Genomic DNA, 18,016 nt, shown 5'->3' with positions numbered 1-18,016 from the left:
GGGGCCCGGCGCTGACTACTGCTGAGCCGGCGCCAGCCAACCCTTCCCCTGCGCCAGATCAAGCGTCAGATCCCAGTGGTCCAGAAAGCCGCGTCCGATATCGCCGTCCAAGATAAGGTCGCGAACGATCGCCGCATCCCGCACCGTCACACCGGGACGAAGTGGCATGGTGAGGGGCTGAGGCTTGTCCTCCCCCGCCTTCACGCCCACGAGATCCGCGACGTGGGCGGCGATCAGGGTCGGACCATTGTTGCCGGTGTCCAGTTCCATCCAGGCGGGGCCATCGGCTGTCGGCACGGCCACGTCCACGGTAAGGGCGGCGCCTTGTGCGTCGCGTACGAGCCGTACGGTGATCTCCTGAGCGGTCTTGATGCGAGCCTCTCGGCTAGCGCTGGTTTCCAGCACGAGGCGGTGAAGGTGCGACTGGATCGTCACGGTGTGCCCGGCAAAGAGGTCCAAGCCGATGCCGCCACTCAGGGGCTTCGTGCCCGGGGGTAAGAACTTCATGAGATCGACGACAATGACTTCCGGCGCCTTGGCCTGAAAACCGCCAGCCCGGAACGTGGCGGCGTTACAACGTTGGCTGTCCAGCCGCTCTCCGATCGCCCGAAACCCTGTGACACGTCCCCAGGGCTTGCAGCCGATAATGGCTGCAACCGTCGGTGTGACGGCGCTGACGCCCCAGCCGGTGTCAAAAAGAAAACGCCCAAGATGGCCATCGACGGTGACATCTAACGCCAACCCCACACCTGGCACTTCTTGCAAAGGCAAAACTTCGGGCGAGTCGGCCATGGCCGGCTCGCTTATCATGAACGCGCAGGCCAGAACTGCGGTAAATCTGGGAAGTTTCACGACGATCTCTTGCAATCCGTTGAACAGGAGGCGGTACTCGCCTGCTGTGGTAAAGCCACTAGACTAGCTCAAGGGGAGGCAACAGGGTTAGTTCAGTTTGGCAATGCCCTGGCATGTACGGGTGACACTCATAGGCTTGCGCGCACGACCTGACTGTCAGGCGAAGTGAGAAAGTGACCCCTGTCGCAATGAGGAACTGACCCCCCCTTCGTTTTTGAGCGGGGCACCGATGACGGAAGAAAAGAGCATGATTTCCGCGTTGTCTGGAACGATGCGGGGAACGGGATGAACCGCTCCGGGATTGGCGGAGACCGGTTTGCACAAATTAGGCTGCCATAGGGACACGGTCTATAGCGGCGTAGAACTGTTGTTCGGCCTCGGCCGGCGTGATGTTGCCGATGGGCATCGAGGATGCGGCGGTTGTTGAACCAGTCCACCCATTCCAGCGTCGCATATTCGACGGCATCGAACGATCGCCACGGGCCGCGCCTGGCGCGATGACGGCGGCGTCGACTGGGGCTTCGGTCGCAATCGGGGGTTGGGGCTCTGAGATGATTCGCACCGCACTACAGCGTCGTCGCCTGCCGATGGCCCCATCAAAAAGGGCACGGACCTGACGCGCTTAAGCTTCCGCCTCCCACTGCCATGGAAGGCGGGCATTGTGCGGCTATGCGATGGCGTGAAGCTTGCCCGGCGCGGTCCATTCGGCGCCCTTCATGAAGTCGTCGTTGGGAGTGGCCGCCAGGTGGTTGGTGTAGTTGGAGATGAGCTTGGTGGCCGCCAGGACCAGCACATCGAGCACGGACTGGTTGGTGTAGCCCGCGGCCTTGAAGGCGGCCACGTCCGTCTCACTGACGACACCGCGCTGGCGGGTGATTTTGGCAGCAAACTGCCGCAGGGCCTCCAGCTTGCTATCGGCGATGGCGCGGCCTGCCCGGATCGCTTCGATATCGGCCGGGTTCACCTTTGCCATCTTAGAAAGATTGGTGTGCCCCGCCATGCAGTAGGTGCACTCGTTTTCGTAAATGATCGAGAGATAGGCGATATTCCGTTCTTGAGCGGTGAAGCTCGTCTTCTCCGCGATACCCCACAGAGTGGCATAAGCTTCCAGGGCGGCGGGACTTTCCGCGAGCACGCGGTGCAGATTGGGCACGAAGCCCCACGCCGCCTGGACCTCATTGAGGATTTGGGCCGACTCGGTGGGGGCTGTCGTCGCGTCGAGAAGCGTGAATCCGTTGATCATGGTGTGTCTCCGTTCGAGGAAGGCTGAGAGATGAGGGTGCGCCAGCACGGCCGGTCGCCTTGATCCGTCGACGAGCGCCGACGCGCTAGCCGCGGTGTTTCTGCTGGCCAAAGGTCAGAAGGCAGATTTGCCGATAGATGCGCCGCCATCGACATGCAGCGCCTGTCCCGTGACGAAGCCCGCATCTTCGGACAGAAGAAATGCGATCGCCGCGGCGATCTCATCGGGCTTGCCGAAGCGCCGCATCGGCACCGCCGTAAGATAGCGGCGCTCCCCGTCGGAGCCCGGCGGATTATTAGCGCGGAAGAGTTCCGTCTCGGTCGGTCCCGGTGCGACGGCATTGACGGTAATCCCCGTCTCGGCAAGCTCCAGCGCCCAGCCTCGGGTGAAGCTGGTCAGGGCTGCCTTGGCGGCCGCATAGGCGGTCCGCTGAACGCTGCCGAGCACGGTCAAGCTGGTGATATTGACGATACGTCCCCAGCCGCGCGCTTTCATGCCGGGCAGAAACACCTGGGCGCTTTGTACGGCGGGATGAAGATTGACCCGCATCACCTCATCGAGCGTCGGGAGATCGACCGCTCCCAGCAATTGCGGGCGAACGAGGCCGACATTGTTGACCACACCATCGACCTCGAAACGGCCGCTGAGATCGGTCAGCACCGCATTGGTCGCGGCACCGTCCCCGAGGTCGATGGGCACAAGCTCGCCCGGAAAGTCGTCGGTCCGGTGGCGGGCGATGCCGATGACGTGATGCCCAGCTTTAACCAGGCGATGGGAGAGCGCCAAGCCTATGCCCTTGCTGGCGCCGGTGACGAGGAACGTACGAGACATCAATTTGCACTCCGTCCGGGGCTCCGGGCGCGGTAGCGACCGTCGCCTGCGTTTCCTCATGCCGCGACGCGCGCTGCGTGGCGCAGCGCGGGCAGCATGCCCGCGGGCTCCGGGCGGCGCGTATAGTCCGGGTTCACCTCAGCATAGAGGATGACGCCGTCCTGGCCGATGACGAAGCGGCCCGGCATCGGCAGGGTCCAGCTGTCATCGCCATTGAAGGACGGCAGATCGTTCTTGAGCTCCTTGTAGAGGTCGACAAGATAGTCAGGCATGGCAAAGCGCAGACCAAAGGCGGCGGCAACATCGTTGTGCTCGTCCGAGAGGATCGGAAATGAAAGTTCGTTCTGGCGGACCGACTTTCGGCTGTTCACCGAGGTTTGCGGTGAAATGGCAATCAGGCTCGCGCCGAGCTTTTCGAAAGCCGGGAGCGTCTCCTGAAGCGCCTGCAATTCCATGTTGCAATAGGGGCACCAGACACCGCGATAGAAGCTCACGACCAGGGGGCCATGGGCGAGCAGATCGCGCGAGGAGACCGGTTTGCCGTCCGGGTCGTTCAACGTGAACGCGGGCATCTTGTCACCGGCCTTGAGCGCGCGGCCGGCAGCGCCCGAGGCGATCAATTCCGCCGTCGCCCGATGCATGGTCTCGATCACCGAATAGGGCACGTTATACGGCGGCTTGCCCGCTTCGAAGTCGCCCTTGAAGGCGTCGAGCTTCTCTTGAAGGGTCATGATGGCACTCCCTGATTGGCGTCTTGATGTGACGAGAATGATGCGCCCCGGTGGGGCCGCGTAGGCGGCTTTCCCGAATAGGCGTTATTCCTGAGAGGAATGCGGATCAGGCTGCGTCTGCGCGGAAGGGGTAATCCGTGTAGCCGCGCTGATCGCCGCCGTAGAAGGTCGACCGGTCATAGCGGTTGAGCGGCAGAGAGAGCCGAAGGCGCTCGGGAAGGTCCAGGTTGGCGATAAAGGCGCGGCCGAAGGCGACGGCATCCGCGCGGCCCGTGGCGATCGTTCGATGCCGTCGAATATGCGACGCTGGAAGGGGTGGACTGGTTCAACAACCGCCGCATCCTCGAGCCCATCGGCAACATCACGCCGGCCGAGGCCGAACAACAGTTCTACGCCGCTATAGACCGTGTCCTATCGCGGCGTAATTTGCCCAAACCGGTCTCCGCCAATCCCGGAGCGGTTCAGATCGTGGAGCGCAGCTTTGCATGGCTCGGGCGCTACCGCCGCCTCACTCGTCATCCCACGCGTGGTTGATGATCGCCCATATCCGCAGAGTTCTGCGGAAAATCAATCAGACCGCTTTCTGATTCAGGCTCTAAGAGACTGATATCAATGGAACAGATACCAAGGCATGGTCGCCCAGGGATTTCCGACGGCAGGCGAAGTCGAAGTGCGACATGAATGACGGCATCTTAAGCCGACCGCGCCGGCTGGGCTGCCACGGACCTGCGTTTATCATTTTCCCCGACCAGATTTCCAATCAGGTTTCGGACCCAGCGGTGGCCTGCATGCCCATGACATCTCTCGTGCCAAATCAGGCTGACATTGAATTGCTCACCTAGCCAGGGCAGGTCAACCATCGTGAACTTTTCTGATTGTCTAAGAAATAGCCGCCTGGGCACGAGTGCAACCAAATCGCTGTCTGAGACGATCTCCGGCAGGAACAAAAAGGAGGCCGCTGATACGACGACGTTGCGTCGATAGCCAAGTGTCGCCAAAGCGCTGTCCACTGGCGTTTCGAAGCCGCCGCCTTGCGGTGAGACCACGACGTGTTCCAATTCGACATATTCGTTTATTGTCATGCCCGATTTCAGCCGAGGATGACTGTGCCTTCCTACGAGGACATAACTTTCATCGAATAGGTGGTACGTCCGCAAGTGCGGGGTCGACCGTTCGGGAGTAGCGATAACGAGATCGACTTCTTTATTTCCCAATTGCTGCTCGATCAGCTCGGGTACCAGATGCCGTACCGCCACCCGTACTCCCGGCGCCGTCTGCCGGAGAGCCAAGACGAACGGCATCACCACTGCTGCCTGGATGTAGTCAGAACAACCGATCGATACGGTCAGTTCAGCCTTGCCTGGATCAAACTCCTGATGAGAATGTAGCGCGTTGCGCACGTGATCCAGCGCGTCTCTCAGTTGCGGCGCAAGTTCGAGTGCCTTGGCGGTCGGGATCATGCCTCGACGCGTCGGGAGCAGAAGCGGGTCGTCAAACAAATCCCGAAGCCGTGCCAGTTGCGCGCTTACAGCCGGCTGACTGAGATGCAGTTTAGTTGCCGCTTTCGTGACGTTTTGTTCGGCAAGCAGCACTTCGAGTGTCGCCAAGAGATTGAGGTCGATGCGACTGTCATCCACGCCGTCTATTCCTGGTCGCCGTTTAATCGATTTCATATATGATGGTCGTGGCGCGACACGTCAACGGCTTGGGCCGCTTGGCCGGAAGCTGTCTGTGTTCGCGTCGGACCGCTTGCGACGAAAGCGATCGGCGCCGTTCTCACGATTGGTAGATGGCCACCAAACTGGAGCGTGTTGAGCCGCGCCTCGGCGACGGGCCAGTGCACGCTCCGTGCAAGTGCCGCAAACGTCGCGATCAGCGACTAGATATCCGTCATTTGGATACCATGGGTTAAGATAATCGATTTCACAAATCTCTGTCAGATGCCCACGTTGATGCTCGTCGGGCTTCCAATCCCGAGCCGGAGGCATCGAGTGATCTTAGTCAGCATCCCATACCCGAATAGCCTAGCGCGCGGTTTGGCGCGAATCGCTGCAACGACAAGCATTCTGCTCGTGATCGAGGAGCCTCGCCGCGCCATCGACAGCGTAAGTGTCGAAATCGATGTCGGCACCACCGAGCCCAGCGCGCCCGCGCAGGCACGCAAATTTCTCGAAGATGTCCGTGTCACCAGCGCGCAGGCCCTGGCGAGAAATTGATGCCGATCGGCAACATCAATCAAGCGGACAAAGCTCTCAACAACTACGGAGATCATTTCGTGAGAAGAAATATTCTCGTCGTTTACGCGCACCCTGAACCCACCTCGCTGACACGGCAGTTGGTCGACGTGACCGCTGAGACGCTGTCGGCGGCGGGGCACACCGTGGTCCATTCGGACCTCTACGGCATGAAGTGGAAGGCGGTGTACGACGCCGATGACTTTCCGACGCGCGACAACCCCGAACGGCTGTCGTTCATCATGGAATCGGGCCATGCTTACGCAAGCGGGCGTCAGACGCCAGACGTGATCGCCGAGCGGCAGAAGCTGCTCGAGGCCGATGCTGTGGTCCTACAATTCCCGCTGTGGTGGTACGGCGTGCCCGCGATCCTGAAGGGCTGGATAGAGCGGGTCTATGCCTTCGGTTTTGCCTACGGCTATCAGAATGGCTCCAACGAGTTCCGCTTTGGCGAGGGCATCCTCAAGGGCAAGCGAGCGTTGGTCAACGTGCAGGCAGGCGGCCCAGTGGCCGATTATGGCCCGCGGGGTATCAACGGGCCGATCGAGCAACTGTTGTTCCCGCTGACTCATGGCGCGCTGTTCTACCCCGGCATGGACGTGCTGCCGACGCACGCGGTCTATGGCGCGGGTCAAATTTCCACGGCGGAAGACGTGGAGGCGATCAAGGCAGCATGGCGTGTGCGTCTCGCCGGGCTATTCACCGACACGCCGATTCCCTTCCGGTCGCAAAACGGCGGCGACTTCCCCGATCGCCACACCATGGCCGACCATGTTGCGCCGGGCCAAACCGGCCTCGTCGCGCACTTTGCCGATCTGGTCGACGTATAAAGAGCAACACCGATGTCGCCCGCATTGATCGCGCTTGCCGTGGCGGCCTTCGCCATCGGCACTACGGAATTCGTCATGATCGGGCTTATCCCGGATGTCGCGCGCGATCTTACGGTAACGATACCCCAAGCCGGTCTGCTTGTGACTGGCTATGCCCTGGCCGTGACCGTTGGTGCGCCGACGGTCACGGCCCTTACCGGGAGGCTTCCCCGCCGCGGGCTTGCGGTTGGGCTGATGGGCCTATTCACGCTCGGTAATCTGCTTGGCGGCGCTGCGCCGACTTATGAAGTGCTGCTGTCCGGGCGGATTATGACCGGAGTGGCGCACGGCGTGTTCTTCGCAATCGGCGCGCCGATTGCGATGAGCCTGGCGGATCGTGAGCGCGGCGCGCAGGCGGTGGCGATGATGTTCGCAGGGCTCACCCTTGCAATGGTGATCGGTGTCCCGTTCGGCACAATCGTCGGACAGAGCCTTGGGTGGCGCGCACCGCTGCTGGCGGTGGCTGTGCTCGGATGCCTCGCGACAGCGCTATTGCGACTTTTGTTGCCGCGGGAAATCCCCCACGCTCGGCCCGCCGGATTGCAGTCGCAGTTCGCCGTACTGGCGAAGCCCCGCCTCCTGGCGCTCTATTTCATCGCCATGACGGGGTTCGGCGGATCATTCGTGGTTTTCACCTTTCTCGCGCCGCTGCTGATGGAGGTCACCCGTGTGTCTCCGGCCGCAGTCAGCTTGGCGCTTATGGCATTCGGCGCAGCTGCGATGGTCGGGAATTTTGGCGGGGGCCGGCTTAGCGATGCACTCGGCACGCGGCGCGGCCTGACAGCAGCGCTGGTCGGTCTTGTCCTGGCGCTTGCGGCGCTGCCCTTTTCGGCTCCGCACGTCCTGACAATGTTCGCCAACCTTCTCCTCTGGTCTGCCTGCTGCTTCTGTCTTGGCCCCATCGTTCAGTCGGGCGTGGTCGCGGCCGCGGAAGAGGTCGCGCCCGACGCGGTCGCGACTGCTTCGGGCTTCAACATCGCCGCGTTCAACTTCGGCATCGCAACATTCTCGGCGATCGGCGGTCTGCTCGTGGCCGGCCCCGGCATCATGACGACACCCTGGGGGGGCGCAGCTGCTGGCTGCGCTGCGCTTGTCGCCAGTTTGTTCGTCCGCTCGTGGCAGCCGGGGCGCATGCCGATTTCCGGAGAAAGGTCCGGTTCTGCAGCCCGATCAACCATTAATGAAAGCACTGTCTTATGAAGACCTACGTCGTGCGCACCCCCGGCGGTTTAGACCGTCTCGAAATCGTCGAGCGGGATGATCCGGGCGAGCCCGGACCCGGCGAAGTACGCGTGGCGATCCACGCGACCTCGCTCAATTTCCATGACTTGCTCGTCGCTAACGGCGGTATCCCTACCGAAGATGGTCGTGTCCTCATGGCCGATGGCGCTGGCGTTGTCGAGGCAGTGGGCGCAGGCGTTGCCGAATTCACCCCGGGCGATCATGTCGTTTCGACTTTCTTTCCGCACTGGATCGCCGGCAGGCCCTTCACCGCAGTCGGCAACTTCGCGGGGACGCCAGGCGACGGGATCGACGGCATGGCGGCGGCGCATGTCGTGCGCCCTGTCTCGGCCTTCACCCGGGCGCCCAAGGGCTGGAGCCATCCCGAAGCCGCGACTATTACCACCGCCGGGCTTACCGCTTGGCGCGCGCTCGTCGTCGACGGCGCGCTGCAGGCGGGTCAAACCGTGCTGACCATGGGAGGCGGCGGCGTGTCAATCGCCGCACTTCAACTCGCCAAAGCGATGGGTGCGAATGTAGTAGCCACCTCGTCCTCAGACGAAAAACGCGAGCGTCTACGCGCGCTCGGGGCAGATCACACGATCAACTACAAAGCCACGCCCGAATGGGGCAACGAGGTCTTGCGGCTGACGGGCGGAGAAGGCGTGAGCCATGTCGTCGAAATCGGCGGGCCGGGCACCTTGCCACAGTCGGTCAGGGCCACACGGGTTGGCGGCCATATCGCGCTGATCGGCGTGCTCACCGGGCGCGAGGGTCAGGTGCCGACGATGGAGCTGATGCGCAAGCAAATTCGCTTGCAGGGATTGATCGTCGGCAGTCGGCGCGATCAGCAGAATTATATCGCAGCGCTTGAAGCGACCGGCGTCCGTCCCGTCATCGACCGCAGCTTTGCCTTCGGGGAGTTGCCCGAGGCCTTCGCCTATCAGCTGAGCGGCGAACATTTCGGCAAGATCTGCGTCGAATGGTGAAGGGTGAAGCCTCTTTTCGCGCAGAGGCGGCCCCTTCGGTGGGGCGCTCGGCACGGAGCGAGCGATGAGCAGAATCGGGCTGTCAGACGCGACGGCGACCGACGATCTCGCCGGATCGCGCGGCACCGGATGCCCACCATCGCGCAGGGATATATCGAGAGCGGCACGGGCGCCGACATGGGCTGCGCCGCAATCGCGACGCACTGGACGCGCTTACGCTGAGGCCCCGCTATATGCGCGACGTTGCCGCGCGCCCGATCGCGACGGAACTCTTTGGCCGAAGCTATTGACCTTTCCAGCCGGCATATCGCCCTCAGGGCTCGCCAATAGTTTGTGGCCCGATGCCGATCCATCCTCGCTCGACATCCCTTCTGAGCGGCACGGCTTTCAACGCCGCGCTGTGGGTCGCCTTCAGTAACGAGCCGCACACGTTCTCCCGAAGGCGATCGAAGCGTTCAGGCTCGTGGCTGAAGGATTGGTGGCGAGTTGAGCCTGACCTTAAATGTAAGCGCTAAAAGCGAAGGGCCGCCCTGCGGCGGCCCTATCATAACGCTCTGATTTCCTTGAAGGAAACTTGGAGCGGGCGAAGGGATTCGAACCCTCGACCCCAACCTTGGCAAGGTTGTGTTCCGCCTACGCTGGCGTCACCTCGCTTCCTCTCTAATTCGCCTTAATTCTACGATATCAGTAGCTTATGTAGGAGGGTTCCGCCGCATTTGCGATCTACCGCGACCCACTTTTTGATCACGGTGGACACCATGTGGACACCATTGTAAACTGGTGTCCACTGGAAATGAGGGCGTCGGAGACGTGTCATGGATCGTTCGTCCAGCGTTCGATTGACAAAGACGGTAGCCGAGAAGGCCGAGATTCGCGACGCCCGGTACGACCTCTGGGACCTGGAACTTGCCGGCTTCGGTCTGCGGGTCGAGAAGAGCGGCACAAAGACGTTCATCGTCCGCTACCGCACCGACGGGGGTGGCAGGTCCGCGCCAAGACGCTTCCTGACGGTCGGACGTTTTGGGACGCTGACGGTTGAGCAGGCGAGGAAGAGGGCGAAGAATTTGCTGGGCGCAGCCGCCAGTGGAGAAGATCCCGCCGGCGACGTGCAGGAGAAGCGTCGCGAGAAGACAGTGCGCGAACTGCTCGACTACTACGAGGAGCATGGCTGTTTCATTCAGCGCGGCATCCACAAGGGGAAACCGATGAAGCCCCTGACGAAGAAGTACACGATGGCCCGGCTCCGCAATCACTTCGAGGTGCTGCTCGGCCACCGGCGGGCCAGCGAAATCAGCTCAGGCGATATCGAAACGATGGTCGCAGACATTACGGCGGGCAAGACGGCGAAGGACGAGAAAATCGGGCCACGCAAGCGCATCATCGTCCGTGGCGGCGAAGGCGCCGCACGAAAAGTCGTGCGCGACGTATCGGCCGTGTTCAGCTTCGGAGCGCGTCACGGCTTTGTCACGACGAACCCAGTCGAGACCGCATCGGTAAGAAAGACGGACAATCGCCGTGGACGCTTTCTCACGCTGGAGGAGGTCTCGCGACTCGGCGAGGCATTCAACCAGGTCGAGGCCAATGGCGCCAACCCAAAGGCCGTGGCAATCGCACGGCTCTGGGCGCTGACCGGCTGTCGACGCAACGAAATCGCGGCACTCAGGGTCCACGAGGTCAATCTGGATCAGAGCCTTTTCGAGTTCGACGACACGAAGACGGGAAAGTCCATTCGCCCCTTCGGGCCGGCGGCGGCGACGCTCCTCGCCCAGCTTTTGAAGGATCGGAGGTCAGGTTACGTATTCCCGGCGGAGACGGGCGAAGGCTACTATCAGAGCACGCGCAAGGTCTGGGCGGAAGTGATCAAGACCGCCAAGTTGCCGGGCGTCACCCCGCACACTCTACGCCATACGCTTGGATCCACGGCGACGTCGAGTGGTGAGGCGTTGGCGCTCATCGGCGCGATCCTCGGTCACGCGAACGTTCGTTCAACCGCGATCTACGCGCATGTGCAGCGGGACCCGTCCCTTGAGGCCGCGAAGCGCGTGGAAGAGTTGCTGGCTACAGCGTTGGAGGGAAAGGCCGCGCAATCGAACGACGGCGACGCCTCTGATGATACCCCGGAACTCGATGCGGACCTGATCCGCATGTTGGCCGAACGGCTATCGAAAGAAGATTCAGACGCGGCCCGCCTGCGAGCGATCATAGCCCAGGTGGTCGCGCTGAACACATAAATTCCCCTGTGCCGGCCACCGGAGCAGGTTTGCGCATTTCGTTAGCGTCGTCCGTTGCCCTCCGAACGTAGAGGCCACACGTTCGAGTCTTGCCGGGTGAGCTATTTCATTGCCAAGGGCGCAACTCGTGCCCTCGGCCATCTCGACCGCGATGCAGGAGTCGTCTTAGTTTCGCCGCTCGATAAACTCTCGGAGCAAGCTGGCAGGAATGAGGGCGTGGACGCCGGTGCCAAGGCGGCCGCACTATCCCGACACCGCCATACTCGCCGCCTTTCCGGTGTGATCAAGTTGGCCGGCGCGCGCAGCGATAAGCTCAACGGCGTGGCGGTCTGGCCCTTTTGCCCGCGACGCCTGGACGCTGAGTCTGCCTTTGCAAGCGCGACTTGCGCCATAGGCCGCGCCAAACGTCCAGCCATGTAGACGCGCCGGGCAGGGGTTTACAATTGCAGCGAGGCTTCGCCGGCGCAACGTTGCGCCGCCAGCATCGAGATGCCCGTTCGCGTCCTAAATTGCGGGCATATCTGACATTTGCGCCCATGAGGCCTCAACATAGAAATGAAGGACGTTATCGTCGCAAGCCTATGCTCGAGAGCCGGCAGATAGCCCCTCTTGCATCAAGGGAAGGCAGCAGACATGGGGTCCACAACTTACAAGGCGTTCCAGGCGGTCGGCGGTGGCAAGCTCGAGTTAGTGGAGAAAGCGATCGAGCCTCCTGCTCCCGGCATGGTGCGGGTCGCAGTTGAGGCTTGCGGCGTCTGCCATACCGATGCCGTGACCGTCGAGGGTGGGTTTCCGGGACTGAGCTATCCGCGGGTTCCCGGGCACGAAGCGGTGGGGCGGATCGACGCGATCGGAGAGGGCGTGGCGCGTTGGACGATCGGACAGCGGGTCGGGGTTGGTTTCCTCGCCGGACGATGCGGCGTATGCCCCTCTTGTCGCCGTGGCGATTTCGTCAACTGCTCCAACCAGGCGATCACCGGCATTCACCTCGATGGCGGCTATGCCGAAATTATGACAGCGAGTCAGCATGCTCTCGTCGCCATTCCGGATGCGCTGCAGTCGGTCGATGCGGCTCCGCTGCAATGCGCCGGCGTCACGACCTTCAACGCATTGCGCAAATCAGGGGCCACGGCGGGCGATCTGGTCGCCATTCAGGGAGTTGGCGGTCTCGGCCATCTCGCCATCCAATTCGCCCGACACATGGGGTTCCAGACGGTCGCCATTGCGCGGGGCGCAGGCAAGAAGGATCTTGCTCTATCGCTCGGCGCGCACCGGTACATCGATAGCGAGGCCGAAGATCCAGCCGCTACGCTCCGGGAGCTTGGCGGCGCCAGCGTGATCGTCGCGACGGCGTCGAACCCCGCAACGTTTGGGCCGCTTCTGGGCGGGCTAGCGGCAAAGGGTCAACTCATCGTCGTCGGCGCCGGCGCAGAGCCAATACAGTTCGGTGTGGTCGATCTGCTGTTCGGCGAACGCTCGATCGCAGGACGAAACACCGGAACACCAATCGAGATCGAGGAAGCGCTGAACTTTAGCCTGTTCCAGGACGTGCGGGCTACGATCGAGCGCGTACCGTTCGAGCGAGCACCCGAGGCCTACGCCAAGATGCTCGCCAACGAAGCACGCTTCCGCATGGTCTTGGAGATGACGCAGGCGGGGTAGGCTCATGTCCATTCAGCCACCGCCCATGCGGGAGCTTTGGAATGCCCTTCGCTCGCCACAAGGGAACAGCGCTTATCACCGGCGCGTCTCTGGGTATCGGCGCTGTTTATGCAAAGCGGCTCGCTCGGGCCGGATATGATCTCATTCTGGTCGCGCGTCAGGCTGACCGCCTGAGAACCTTTGCCACCCTCCTCACCAATGAGAGCGGGCGCTCGGTCGAGATGATCGCCGCCGACTTAAGCAATCCGGCTGACCTCGTCACAGTGGTGAATACTTTGGCCATGGATGCCAGCGTGACGTTTCTCGTCAACAACGCCGGCATAGGGAGTTTTGCGCCGGGAACTCGATTGTTGGACGCCCACGAAGCGGAGCAATCGATTGCTCTTAGCGTCATAGCTACAATTCGACTCGCTTATGCCGTAGCGCCGGGATTTGCGGCACGCGGTCGCGGCACGATCGTCAATATCTCTTCAATGGCGGCAATCGCTCCGGAGTATGTGGGCGGCGTGCACGGTGCCAACGGTGCTTTCGTCCTCGCACTCACCCGTTCGCTCCATCACCAGTTTTCCCGGGACGGTGTACGGGTGCAAGTTGTCCTTCCGCCCGTGCCGACGGCCAGATTGCAAGGGCCTCTGGGCAAATCGAACGGACAGGGCCAGCGCAACATTGACATTGAATATCTCGTAGATGCGGCGCTCTCCAGCCTCGACCAAGGCGAGCTTGTCACAATGCCGTACCTCCCTGATACCACGCTCTGGACGAGTTACGAGCACGCTCGCGACGCAATCGCAACGCGACTGTCCTGTGTTACGCCCGCTCGGCGCCGCCGGCCTCGTTGATGACCGAGATAGGCCTCTCCTGCTCTGAAGCAGAGCTTCGCGGAAACCGGACCACAGCTTTTTACCGCCGTATTCGCTGCGTCTCGATCTTGCTGACGACGGTCAGCCGTTCAGCAAACGGCGCGTGCATGCGTCGTTCGGACATTTGGTGTCCTGATTTGATGGCCTATCTGACATTTGAGCCACCAAGCATGCCCGTTAGTCTTTGTGAAGCAAACAACCGATCGATCTCAGCGCGTCAGTGACGCACGCAGTTCGTCGTCAGCGCAGGTGGAAACAAAATGCGGGGTAAGATCGACAACAAGGCCTTTGTTCTCGAAGCCTTCGATACTCTCTTCAACAAGAGAGACTATGAGGCAGCCAAGAGATATTGGTCGCCGAACTATCTTCAGCACAGCGCCCACATCGCCCCTGGACGGGAAGGGCTTTTCGACCTCGTCAAGGCACTGCCATCCGAGTTGCACTACGAAAATGCGCTGGCGCTTGCCGAAGGCGACTACGTTATTTTGCACGGCCGCTTCTCGGGCAACGGTCAGCCGCGTGCACTCATCGCCGCCGACATCGTGCGGATGGCGGACGGCGTGCTAGCCGAGCATTGGGATGTCCTACAGGACGAAGCCTCCAAGGCCGAGTCTAAGAGTGGGCTCCCTATGTTCAAGGATCACTTTCCCGAATGACGGGCGTGCTCAGCGGCGGCCAAGGCGAACACGATGTCCATGATTAGCAGGACCATCGCGGCGCGAAAGTGCAGCACCGTCGTTGTGTCTACCCCTGCGGTCCGGACAACCGCAAGTTTTCCGAGCCCATCTTCGTATCGATCGGCATCGGACGACTCGAGTTCGATCGAGTCTGGAGCGACCGGCTAGCGCCAGCATTGCAAGGAAAATCGTGATGACGGATTCAACTACCATCGATGACGCCAAGGCAATTGTGAAGTCCTTCTACGATGGTGGCTCTGAGGGCAGAATCACGGGCTTCGCCGACCGGCTGGCCGAGAATTTCGAGCTTTTCGTTCCGCCGCAGCTTCCCTGGGGCGGCCGTTACGACCGCGCAGGCTATATCAGCATTCTGCCGCAGGTCGCAGAAACACTCGATTTCGGACGCCTGAGATATGTGAGCTTCGTCGCCGAGGGTAGCCACGTGGTTGCCCTCATCGATATCGGGGTCCGAGGCACCAGTGAATCGATCATGATTTCGGAGCACTGGGATATCGAGAATGGCAAGGCGGTTCGGCTTCTGGTCGCCTATTTTGATCCGACCGTCCTGCTCGACCAGTTCAACTCTTCTCAGAAATGATGCATCCGGAGTATATCCTCATGGCAACGCAGGACTACTCGGCCCGCGACAAGGCGGTTCGGCACAACATCTACGCTTCGGTTCGCCGTCGTGACGGCGTGCCGCACGACCTGTTCACGAGCTATTGGCGCGACGTCCACTCGACGCTCTGCTCGCGCCTTCCGGGCCTCGGCTTTTACGTCCAGCAGCATTTCGATCGGAACCGCACGGCCAATCTCTGGCCGCTTGCCGATGGGGTGCGCCCGATTAAGGCAGTCCTCGACGGCTCCGCCGAGCTCGGTTTCGCCAATCTCGACGACCAGGCGATCTTCGCGAAGGCCGGCACGATCCTTTATGGAGACGAGGCCAATTTCATCGGCGAGGCGGTCGCCTATGCGCTCCCGAACGGCTCGCTGACCTATGTTGACCGCGAAGAGGACGGCACCCGCAATGGACCGGACCATTATCATCGCGTACATGTCTACATGAATCGGAAGCACGGTCCTCAGGCTTCCGCCTGGCTCAAGGAGACTAGCGCCGAGCTTGCGCGGTTCGAGGCTGTCCAGAAATGGAAGCTGCATCTCCCGGAGCCGTACAGCAACGAACACCCAGCTCCGCCGTCCCCCAATGTGGAGCACGTCGTGGAGGAAGATCGGCTCAACCTCGCCGTAGCCGAGGTGGCCTTCACAAGCGCCCGTGCCGCACGAGAGTTCTTCGCAACGGCCGCCTTCCAGAAGGTGCTGGGCGGCCAGTCCGAGCACATTGAGGCGCTTGGCGCCTATTTGGTGACAGGCTTCTACACCTTTGTGCGCGATGGTCGGCCGACCATGGCCGGCCTCCGCGGTAGCCGCCCGGCTGAACTCATCGAAGCAGCAGGTGCCGCAAACCAGCGAGAGCATGCTGTGGTTTCCATGTTCACGCGGGATGGACAGGGACTCTAGGCTTCCGCACCGAACCGCGCGGCACGACGGATCGCTTGCGGCGGTTGGCCGAAGGTCCGCAAAAAAGCGCGGCGCATACGCTCGCGGTCGGTGAAGCCATTCTCTATGGCAATCTCGTCGAGCGTGTGCCGGCTTTGCTCTAGCATCAGACGCGCCGCCTCGACGCGGAGGTTTTCGACGGCCCGTGCAGGCGTCTGTCCAGTTTCGGCGCGAAAGGCGCGACTGAATTGGCGCGGACTAAGATTGGCGACTTCTGCGAGATCCTCGACGCTCAGGGTTAAGCGGAGGTTCTGTCGTGCAAACAATAATGCGCTCTGAATACGATCCGACTTAGCATTCATCGTAAGGAGCATCGAGTGTTGAGATTGGCCACCGGCGCGCCGATGATAGACAACAAGAAGTTGCGCGGCCGATCGCGCCAGCTCTGCTCCATAGTCCTTTTCAATCATGCCCAACGCGAGATCAATGCCCGCAGTCATTCCGGCTGAAGTCCATATATGACCATCTATAATGAAAATACGATCCTCTTCCATTAGCACCTGCGGGAAGCGCGATTGCAGCTCGCGGGCGAAAAACCAATGCGTCGTCGTACGCCGACCATCCAGCAAACCTGCCTCAGCGAGAATGAATGCTCCAGTGCAAATTGAGGCTACTCGACGGCAACGTTCTCCGGCCGCCTGGAAATAGGAGATCAAACCGGGGGATGACGGGACCGGCTTAATCAAACCGCCAGCGATGACTGTGTCGAAGCTGCCCGGCTCGATAAATGGCTCAGTCTCTAGGCCGGCACCCAACGTGTTCTTAACCAGACCGCCCCGCTCAGAGAGGATGGTAACTACGTACTGTTTTTCGCCTGCGGCCACATTTGCCGCCTCAAAGGCGGAGATCGCCGCAAAGCACATCATCTCGAAACCGGGTGATAGGACGATCGCAATATGCGGCATCAGCGGCCTTCCGTGTCTTGATTCGTGTGTGTCTATGACATTTAGGTCAAGGGTGCCGCTGCTTACAATAGCGCAGAAGTCGAAGCGTCGCGGCTCACTCGAACGCGGCCAGGCGACCCGACCTAGGACCCTTGAGGCTCGATTCTATGAAAGCAATCCAATACCAAGCCTTCGGCGGTTATGAGGAAAACCGGCTTGTAGATATCGCCGTCCCGGCGGCCGTAGAGGGCCAGATCCTTGTCGAGATGCGCACGGTCGGCATTAACCCCTTAGACAACACCTTTCGGTCTGGAGATTTTTATGCGGCGATAGCCGACAATCTGCCTCGCATCGGCGGCCAGACCGGTGTTGGGTTAGTGCGGGAGTCCACTGATCCAAGTTTTTCCCCCGGTGATCGCGTGTTCGTTGCCGGTCGAGGTTATGGCGTCGTCACCGACGGAACCTGGCGCGAATTCATTGCCGCGCCGGCGTCGGACCTCACTCACGTGCCGAACAACATCGACGATGACCGCGCCGCCGCCTATCTGGCAGGGGCTGGTTATTTGACAGGCTATGTCGCGCTGACCGCTCTCGCGCAGTTCAAGCCAGGACAGTCTGTACTCGCACCAGGAATCGGCGGTGCGGTCGGAATGGAGAGCGTCCAGGTCGCGCGCCGGCTTGGTGCGTCCCTCGCGATCTCCACGGCAAGTACGACCGCTAAAGCCGAACAGGCCCGTGCGGCCGGCTATGAGCATGTCATCGATCTCTCACGGGAGAGTTTGAAGGACGGCGTCCTGCGCCTCACCGAAGGAAGGGGCGTGGACGTCATCATCGATGGCGTCAGCGGCGCGCTGACGAAGCAGGCCCTGTCTGCACTCGCTTTCGGCGGGACTTTGATCACCGTCGGCTACGCAGCCGGCCGCCTGGCGGATATCGACGTCACGGACGTGATATGGAAGGCGGCGACCATCCGCGGATTCACCTTTCGTGCGCAGTCTTCCGAGGTCCTGGCAACCGCGCGGGCGAAGTTGCTGGGTCTCCTCGCGACGGGAGCACTCCAGCCGACGATCGCCAGGATGTTCCCACTGGCAGACGCTCCCGAAGCCGTACGGCATCTCATTGAGGCGCGACCGTTCGGCCGCGTGCTGATGAAAGTCAGAAGCTGAGAGGGTATC

The 18,016-nt window shown here is 61.5% G+C and carries 19 protein-coding genes and 3 pseudogenes; 15 read left to right on the top strand and 7 right to left on the bottom strand.

Features of this window, described 5'->3' with window-relative positions:
- Window positions 1–15 precede the first annotated feature (15 nt).
- The 5 genes and pseudogenes from HUK84_RS00560 to HUK84_RS00540 all read right to left on the bottom strand — a co-directional run bounded on the left by HUK84_RS00560 (window position 16) and on the right by HUK84_RS00540 (window position 3,657).
- The gene (locus HUK84_RS00560) at window positions 16–852 is read right to left on the bottom strand and encodes an aspartyl protease family protein (RefSeq protein WP_218064106.1); all 837 of its coding nucleotides are present in this window, start codon (window positions 850–852) and stop codon (window positions 16–18) included.
- Between the two features lie 325 nt (window positions 853–1,177).
- Window positions 1,178–1,343: pseudogene (locus tag HUK84_RS00555) on the bottom strand (IS3 family transposase); the annotation flags it as partial.
- Window positions 1,344–1,519: 176 nt separating this feature from the next.
- Window positions 1,520–2,095, bottom strand: a complete 576-nt coding sequence (locus HUK84_RS00550; RefSeq protein ID WP_176638451.1) for a carboxymuconolactone decarboxylase family protein — start codon at window positions 2,093–2,095, stop codon at window positions 1,520–1,522.
- Between the two features lie 114 nt (window positions 2,096–2,209).
- Window positions 2,210–2,926 (bottom strand): SDR family oxidoreductase, encoded by a 717-nt coding sequence (locus HUK84_RS00545; RefSeq protein ID WP_218064105.1) that lies wholly within the window; start codon window positions 2,924–2,926, stop codon window positions 2,210–2,212.
- Between the two features lie 56 nt (window positions 2,927–2,982).
- The gene (locus HUK84_RS00540; RefSeq protein ID WP_176638449.1) at window positions 2,983–3,657 is read right to left on the bottom strand and encodes a peroxiredoxin-like family protein; all 675 of its coding nucleotides are present in this window, start codon (window positions 3,655–3,657) and stop codon (window positions 2,983–2,985) included.
- A 258-nt stretch (window positions 3,658–3,915) separates the two neighbouring features.
- On the opposite strand from HUK84_RS00540, the pseudogene HUK84_RS00535 reads away from it, so the two are divergent.
- Window positions 3,916–4,059 (top strand): annotated as a pseudogene (locus HUK84_RS00535) (IS3 family transposase); the annotation flags it as partial.
- A 63-nt stretch (window positions 4,060–4,122) separates the two neighbouring features.
- Window positions 4,123–4,244 (top strand): annotated as a pseudogene (locus tag HUK84_RS00530) (IS5/IS1182 family transposase); the annotation flags it as partial.
- A 105-nt stretch (window positions 4,245–4,349) separates the two neighbouring features.
- Here the strand turns inward: HUK84_RS00530 and HUK84_RS00525 are convergent.
- On the bottom strand, window positions 4,350–5,294 hold the full coding sequence (locus HUK84_RS00525; RefSeq protein WP_176638448.1) for a LysR family transcriptional regulator: 945 nt from the start codon (window positions 5,292–5,294) through the stop codon (window positions 4,350–4,352).
- A gap of 435 nt (window positions 5,295–5,729) precedes the next feature.
- Between HUK84_RS00525 and HUK84_RS00520 the strand changes: the two genes are divergently transcribed.
- The 12 genes from HUK84_RS00520 to HUK84_RS00465 all read left to right on the top strand — a co-directional run bounded on the left by HUK84_RS00520 (window position 5,730) and on the right by HUK84_RS00465 (window position 15,918).
- Window positions 5,730–5,873, top strand: a complete 144-nt coding sequence (locus tag HUK84_RS00520; RefSeq protein ID WP_176638447.1) for a hypothetical protein — start codon at window positions 5,730–5,732, stop codon at window positions 5,871–5,873.
- The gene (locus HUK84_RS00515; RefSeq protein WP_218064104.1) at window positions 5,873–6,721 is read left to right on the top strand and encodes an NAD(P)H-dependent oxidoreductase; all 849 of its coding nucleotides are present in this window, start codon (window positions 5,873–5,875) and stop codon (window positions 6,719–6,721) included. The genes HUK84_RS00520 and HUK84_RS00515 overlap by 1 nt, the downstream gene beginning before the upstream one ends.
- Window positions 6,722–6,733: 12 nt before the next feature.
- Window positions 6,734–7,960 (top strand): MFS transporter, encoded by a 1,227-nt coding sequence (locus HUK84_RS00510; RefSeq protein WP_176638446.1) that lies wholly within the window; start codon window positions 6,734–6,736, stop codon window positions 7,958–7,960.
- Window positions 7,957–8,970 (top strand): zinc-dependent alcohol dehydrogenase family protein, encoded by a 1,014-nt coding sequence (locus HUK84_RS00505; protein WP_176638445.1) that lies wholly within the window; start codon window positions 7,957–7,959, stop codon window positions 8,968–8,970. Before HUK84_RS00510 ends, HUK84_RS00505 begins: the two co-directional genes overlap by 4 nt.
- 182 nt (window positions 8,971–9,152) lie before the next feature.
- A complete protein-coding gene (locus HUK84_RS23715; RefSeq protein WP_218064113.1) occupies window positions 9,153–9,260 on the top strand; it encodes an alpha-hydroxy-acid oxidizing protein in 108 nt (35 codons plus the stop codon).
- A 525-nt stretch (window positions 9,261–9,785) separates the two neighbouring features.
- Window positions 9,786–11,201 (top strand): site-specific integrase, encoded by a 1,416-nt coding sequence (locus HUK84_RS00495; protein WP_176638444.1) that lies wholly within the window; start codon window positions 9,786–9,788, stop codon window positions 11,199–11,201.
- 96 nt (window positions 11,202–11,297) lie between these two features.
- Window positions 11,298–11,621, top strand: a complete 324-nt coding sequence (locus tag HUK84_RS00490; protein WP_176638443.1) for a hypothetical protein — start codon at window positions 11,298–11,300, stop codon at window positions 11,619–11,621.
- Between the two features lie 213 nt (window positions 11,622–11,834).
- Window positions 11,835–12,863, top strand: coding sequence for an alcohol dehydrogenase (locus HUK84_RS00485; RefSeq protein ID WP_176638442.1), 1,029 nt, complete (start codon window positions 11,835–11,837; stop codon window positions 12,861–12,863).
- 41 nt (window positions 12,864–12,904) lie between these two features.
- The gene (locus HUK84_RS00480; protein WP_176638441.1) at window positions 12,905–13,702 is read left to right on the top strand and encodes an SDR family NAD(P)-dependent oxidoreductase; all 798 of its coding nucleotides are present in this window, start codon (window positions 12,905–12,907) and stop codon (window positions 13,700–13,702) included.
- A gap of 281 nt (window positions 13,703–13,983) precedes the next feature.
- A complete protein-coding gene (locus HUK84_RS00475; protein WP_176638440.1) occupies window positions 13,984–14,379 on the top strand; it encodes a nuclear transport factor 2 family protein in 396 nt (131 codons plus the stop codon).
- 214 nt (window positions 14,380–14,593) lie between these two features.
- On the top strand, window positions 14,594–14,998 hold the full coding sequence (locus tag HUK84_RS00470; RefSeq protein ID WP_176638439.1) for a nuclear transport factor 2 family protein: 405 nt from the start codon (window positions 14,594–14,596) through the stop codon (window positions 14,996–14,998).
- Window positions 14,999–15,018: 20 nt separating this feature from the next.
- Window positions 15,019–15,918 carry an EthD domain-containing protein gene (locus HUK84_RS00465; RefSeq protein WP_176638438.1) on the top strand — a complete coding sequence of 300 codons (900 nt, stop codon included), beginning with the start codon at window positions 15,019–15,021 and terminating at the stop codon, window positions 15,916–15,918.
- Here HUK84_RS00465 and HUK84_RS00460 read toward each other — a convergent pair.
- Window positions 15,915–16,862 (bottom strand): GlxA family transcriptional regulator, encoded by a 948-nt coding sequence (locus HUK84_RS00460; protein WP_176638437.1) that lies wholly within the window; start codon window positions 16,860–16,862, stop codon window positions 15,915–15,917. The two genes, HUK84_RS00465 and HUK84_RS00460, sit on opposite strands and share 4 nt — an antisense overlap.
- 146 nt (window positions 16,863–17,008) lie before the next feature.
- On the opposite strand from HUK84_RS00460, the gene HUK84_RS00455 reads away from it, so the two are divergent.
- On the top strand, window positions 17,009–18,007 hold the full coding sequence (locus HUK84_RS00455) for a quinone oxidoreductase family protein (RefSeq protein ID WP_176638436.1): 999 nt from the start codon (window positions 17,009–17,011) through the stop codon (window positions 18,005–18,007).
- Window positions 18,008–18,016 lie beyond the last annotated feature (9 nt).

It is taken from the genome of Nguyenibacter vanlangensis (assembly GCF_013376155.1).
Taxonomy (GTDB): domain Bacteria; phylum Pseudomonadota; class Alphaproteobacteria; order Acetobacterales; family Acetobacteraceae; genus Gluconacetobacter; species Gluconacetobacter vanlangensis.
The sequence above is the reverse complement of the archived record's forward strand: the minus strand, read 5'-3'. Positions and strand labels throughout refer to the sequence as shown.

Excerpts from the sequence above, each read along its gene's own strand:
- HUK84_RS00550 (WP_176638451.1), bottom strand. The coding sequence starts at position 2,095 with ATGATCAACGGATTCACGCTTCTCGACGCGACGACAGCCCCCACCGAG.
- HUK84_RS00545 (WP_218064105.1), bottom strand. The coding sequence starts at position 2,926 with ATGTCTCGTACGTTCCTCGTCACCGGCGCCAGCAAGGGCATAGGCTTG.
- HUK84_RS00540 (WP_176638449.1), bottom strand. The coding sequence starts at position 3,657 with ATGACCCTTCAAGAGAAGCTCGACGCCTTCAAGGGCGACTTCGAAGCG.
- HUK84_RS00515 (WP_218064104.1), top strand. The coding sequence starts at position 5,873 with ATGCCGATCGGCAACATCAATCAAGCGGACAAAGCTCTCAACAACTAC.
- HUK84_RS00510 (WP_176638446.1), top strand. The coding sequence starts at position 6,734 with ATGTCGCCCGCATTGATCGCGCTTGCCGTGGCGGCCTTCGCCATCGGC.
- HUK84_RS00505 (WP_176638445.1), top strand. The coding sequence starts at position 7,957 with ATGAAGACCTACGTCGTGCGCACCCCCGGCGGTTTAGACCGTCTCGAA.
- HUK84_RS00495 (WP_176638444.1), top strand. The coding sequence starts at position 9,786 with ATGGATCGTTCGTCCAGCGTTCGATTGACAAAGACGGTAGCCGAGAAG.
- HUK84_RS00485 (WP_176638442.1), top strand. The coding sequence starts at position 11,835 with ATGGGGTCCACAACTTACAAGGCGTTCCAGGCGGTCGGCGGTGGCAAG.
- HUK84_RS00480 (WP_176638441.1), top strand. The coding sequence starts at position 12,905 with ATGCCCTTCGCTCGCCACAAGGGAACAGCGCTTATCACCGGCGCGTCT.
- HUK84_RS00475 (WP_176638440.1), top strand. The coding sequence starts at position 13,984 with ATGCGGGGTAAGATCGACAACAAGGCCTTTGTTCTCGAAGCCTTCGAT.
- HUK84_RS00470 (WP_176638439.1), top strand. The coding sequence starts at position 14,594 with ATGACGGATTCAACTACCATCGATGACGCCAAGGCAATTGTGAAGTCC.
- HUK84_RS00465 (WP_176638438.1), top strand. The coding sequence starts at position 15,019 with ATGGCAACGCAGGACTACTCGGCCCGCGACAAGGCGGTTCGGCACAAC.
- HUK84_RS00460 (WP_176638437.1), bottom strand. The coding sequence starts at position 16,862 with ATGCCGCATATTGCGATCGTCCTATCACCCGGTTTCGAGATGATGTGC.
- HUK84_RS00455 (WP_176638436.1), top strand. The coding sequence starts at position 17,009 with ATGAAAGCAATCCAATACCAAGCCTTCGGCGGTTATGAGGAAAACCGG.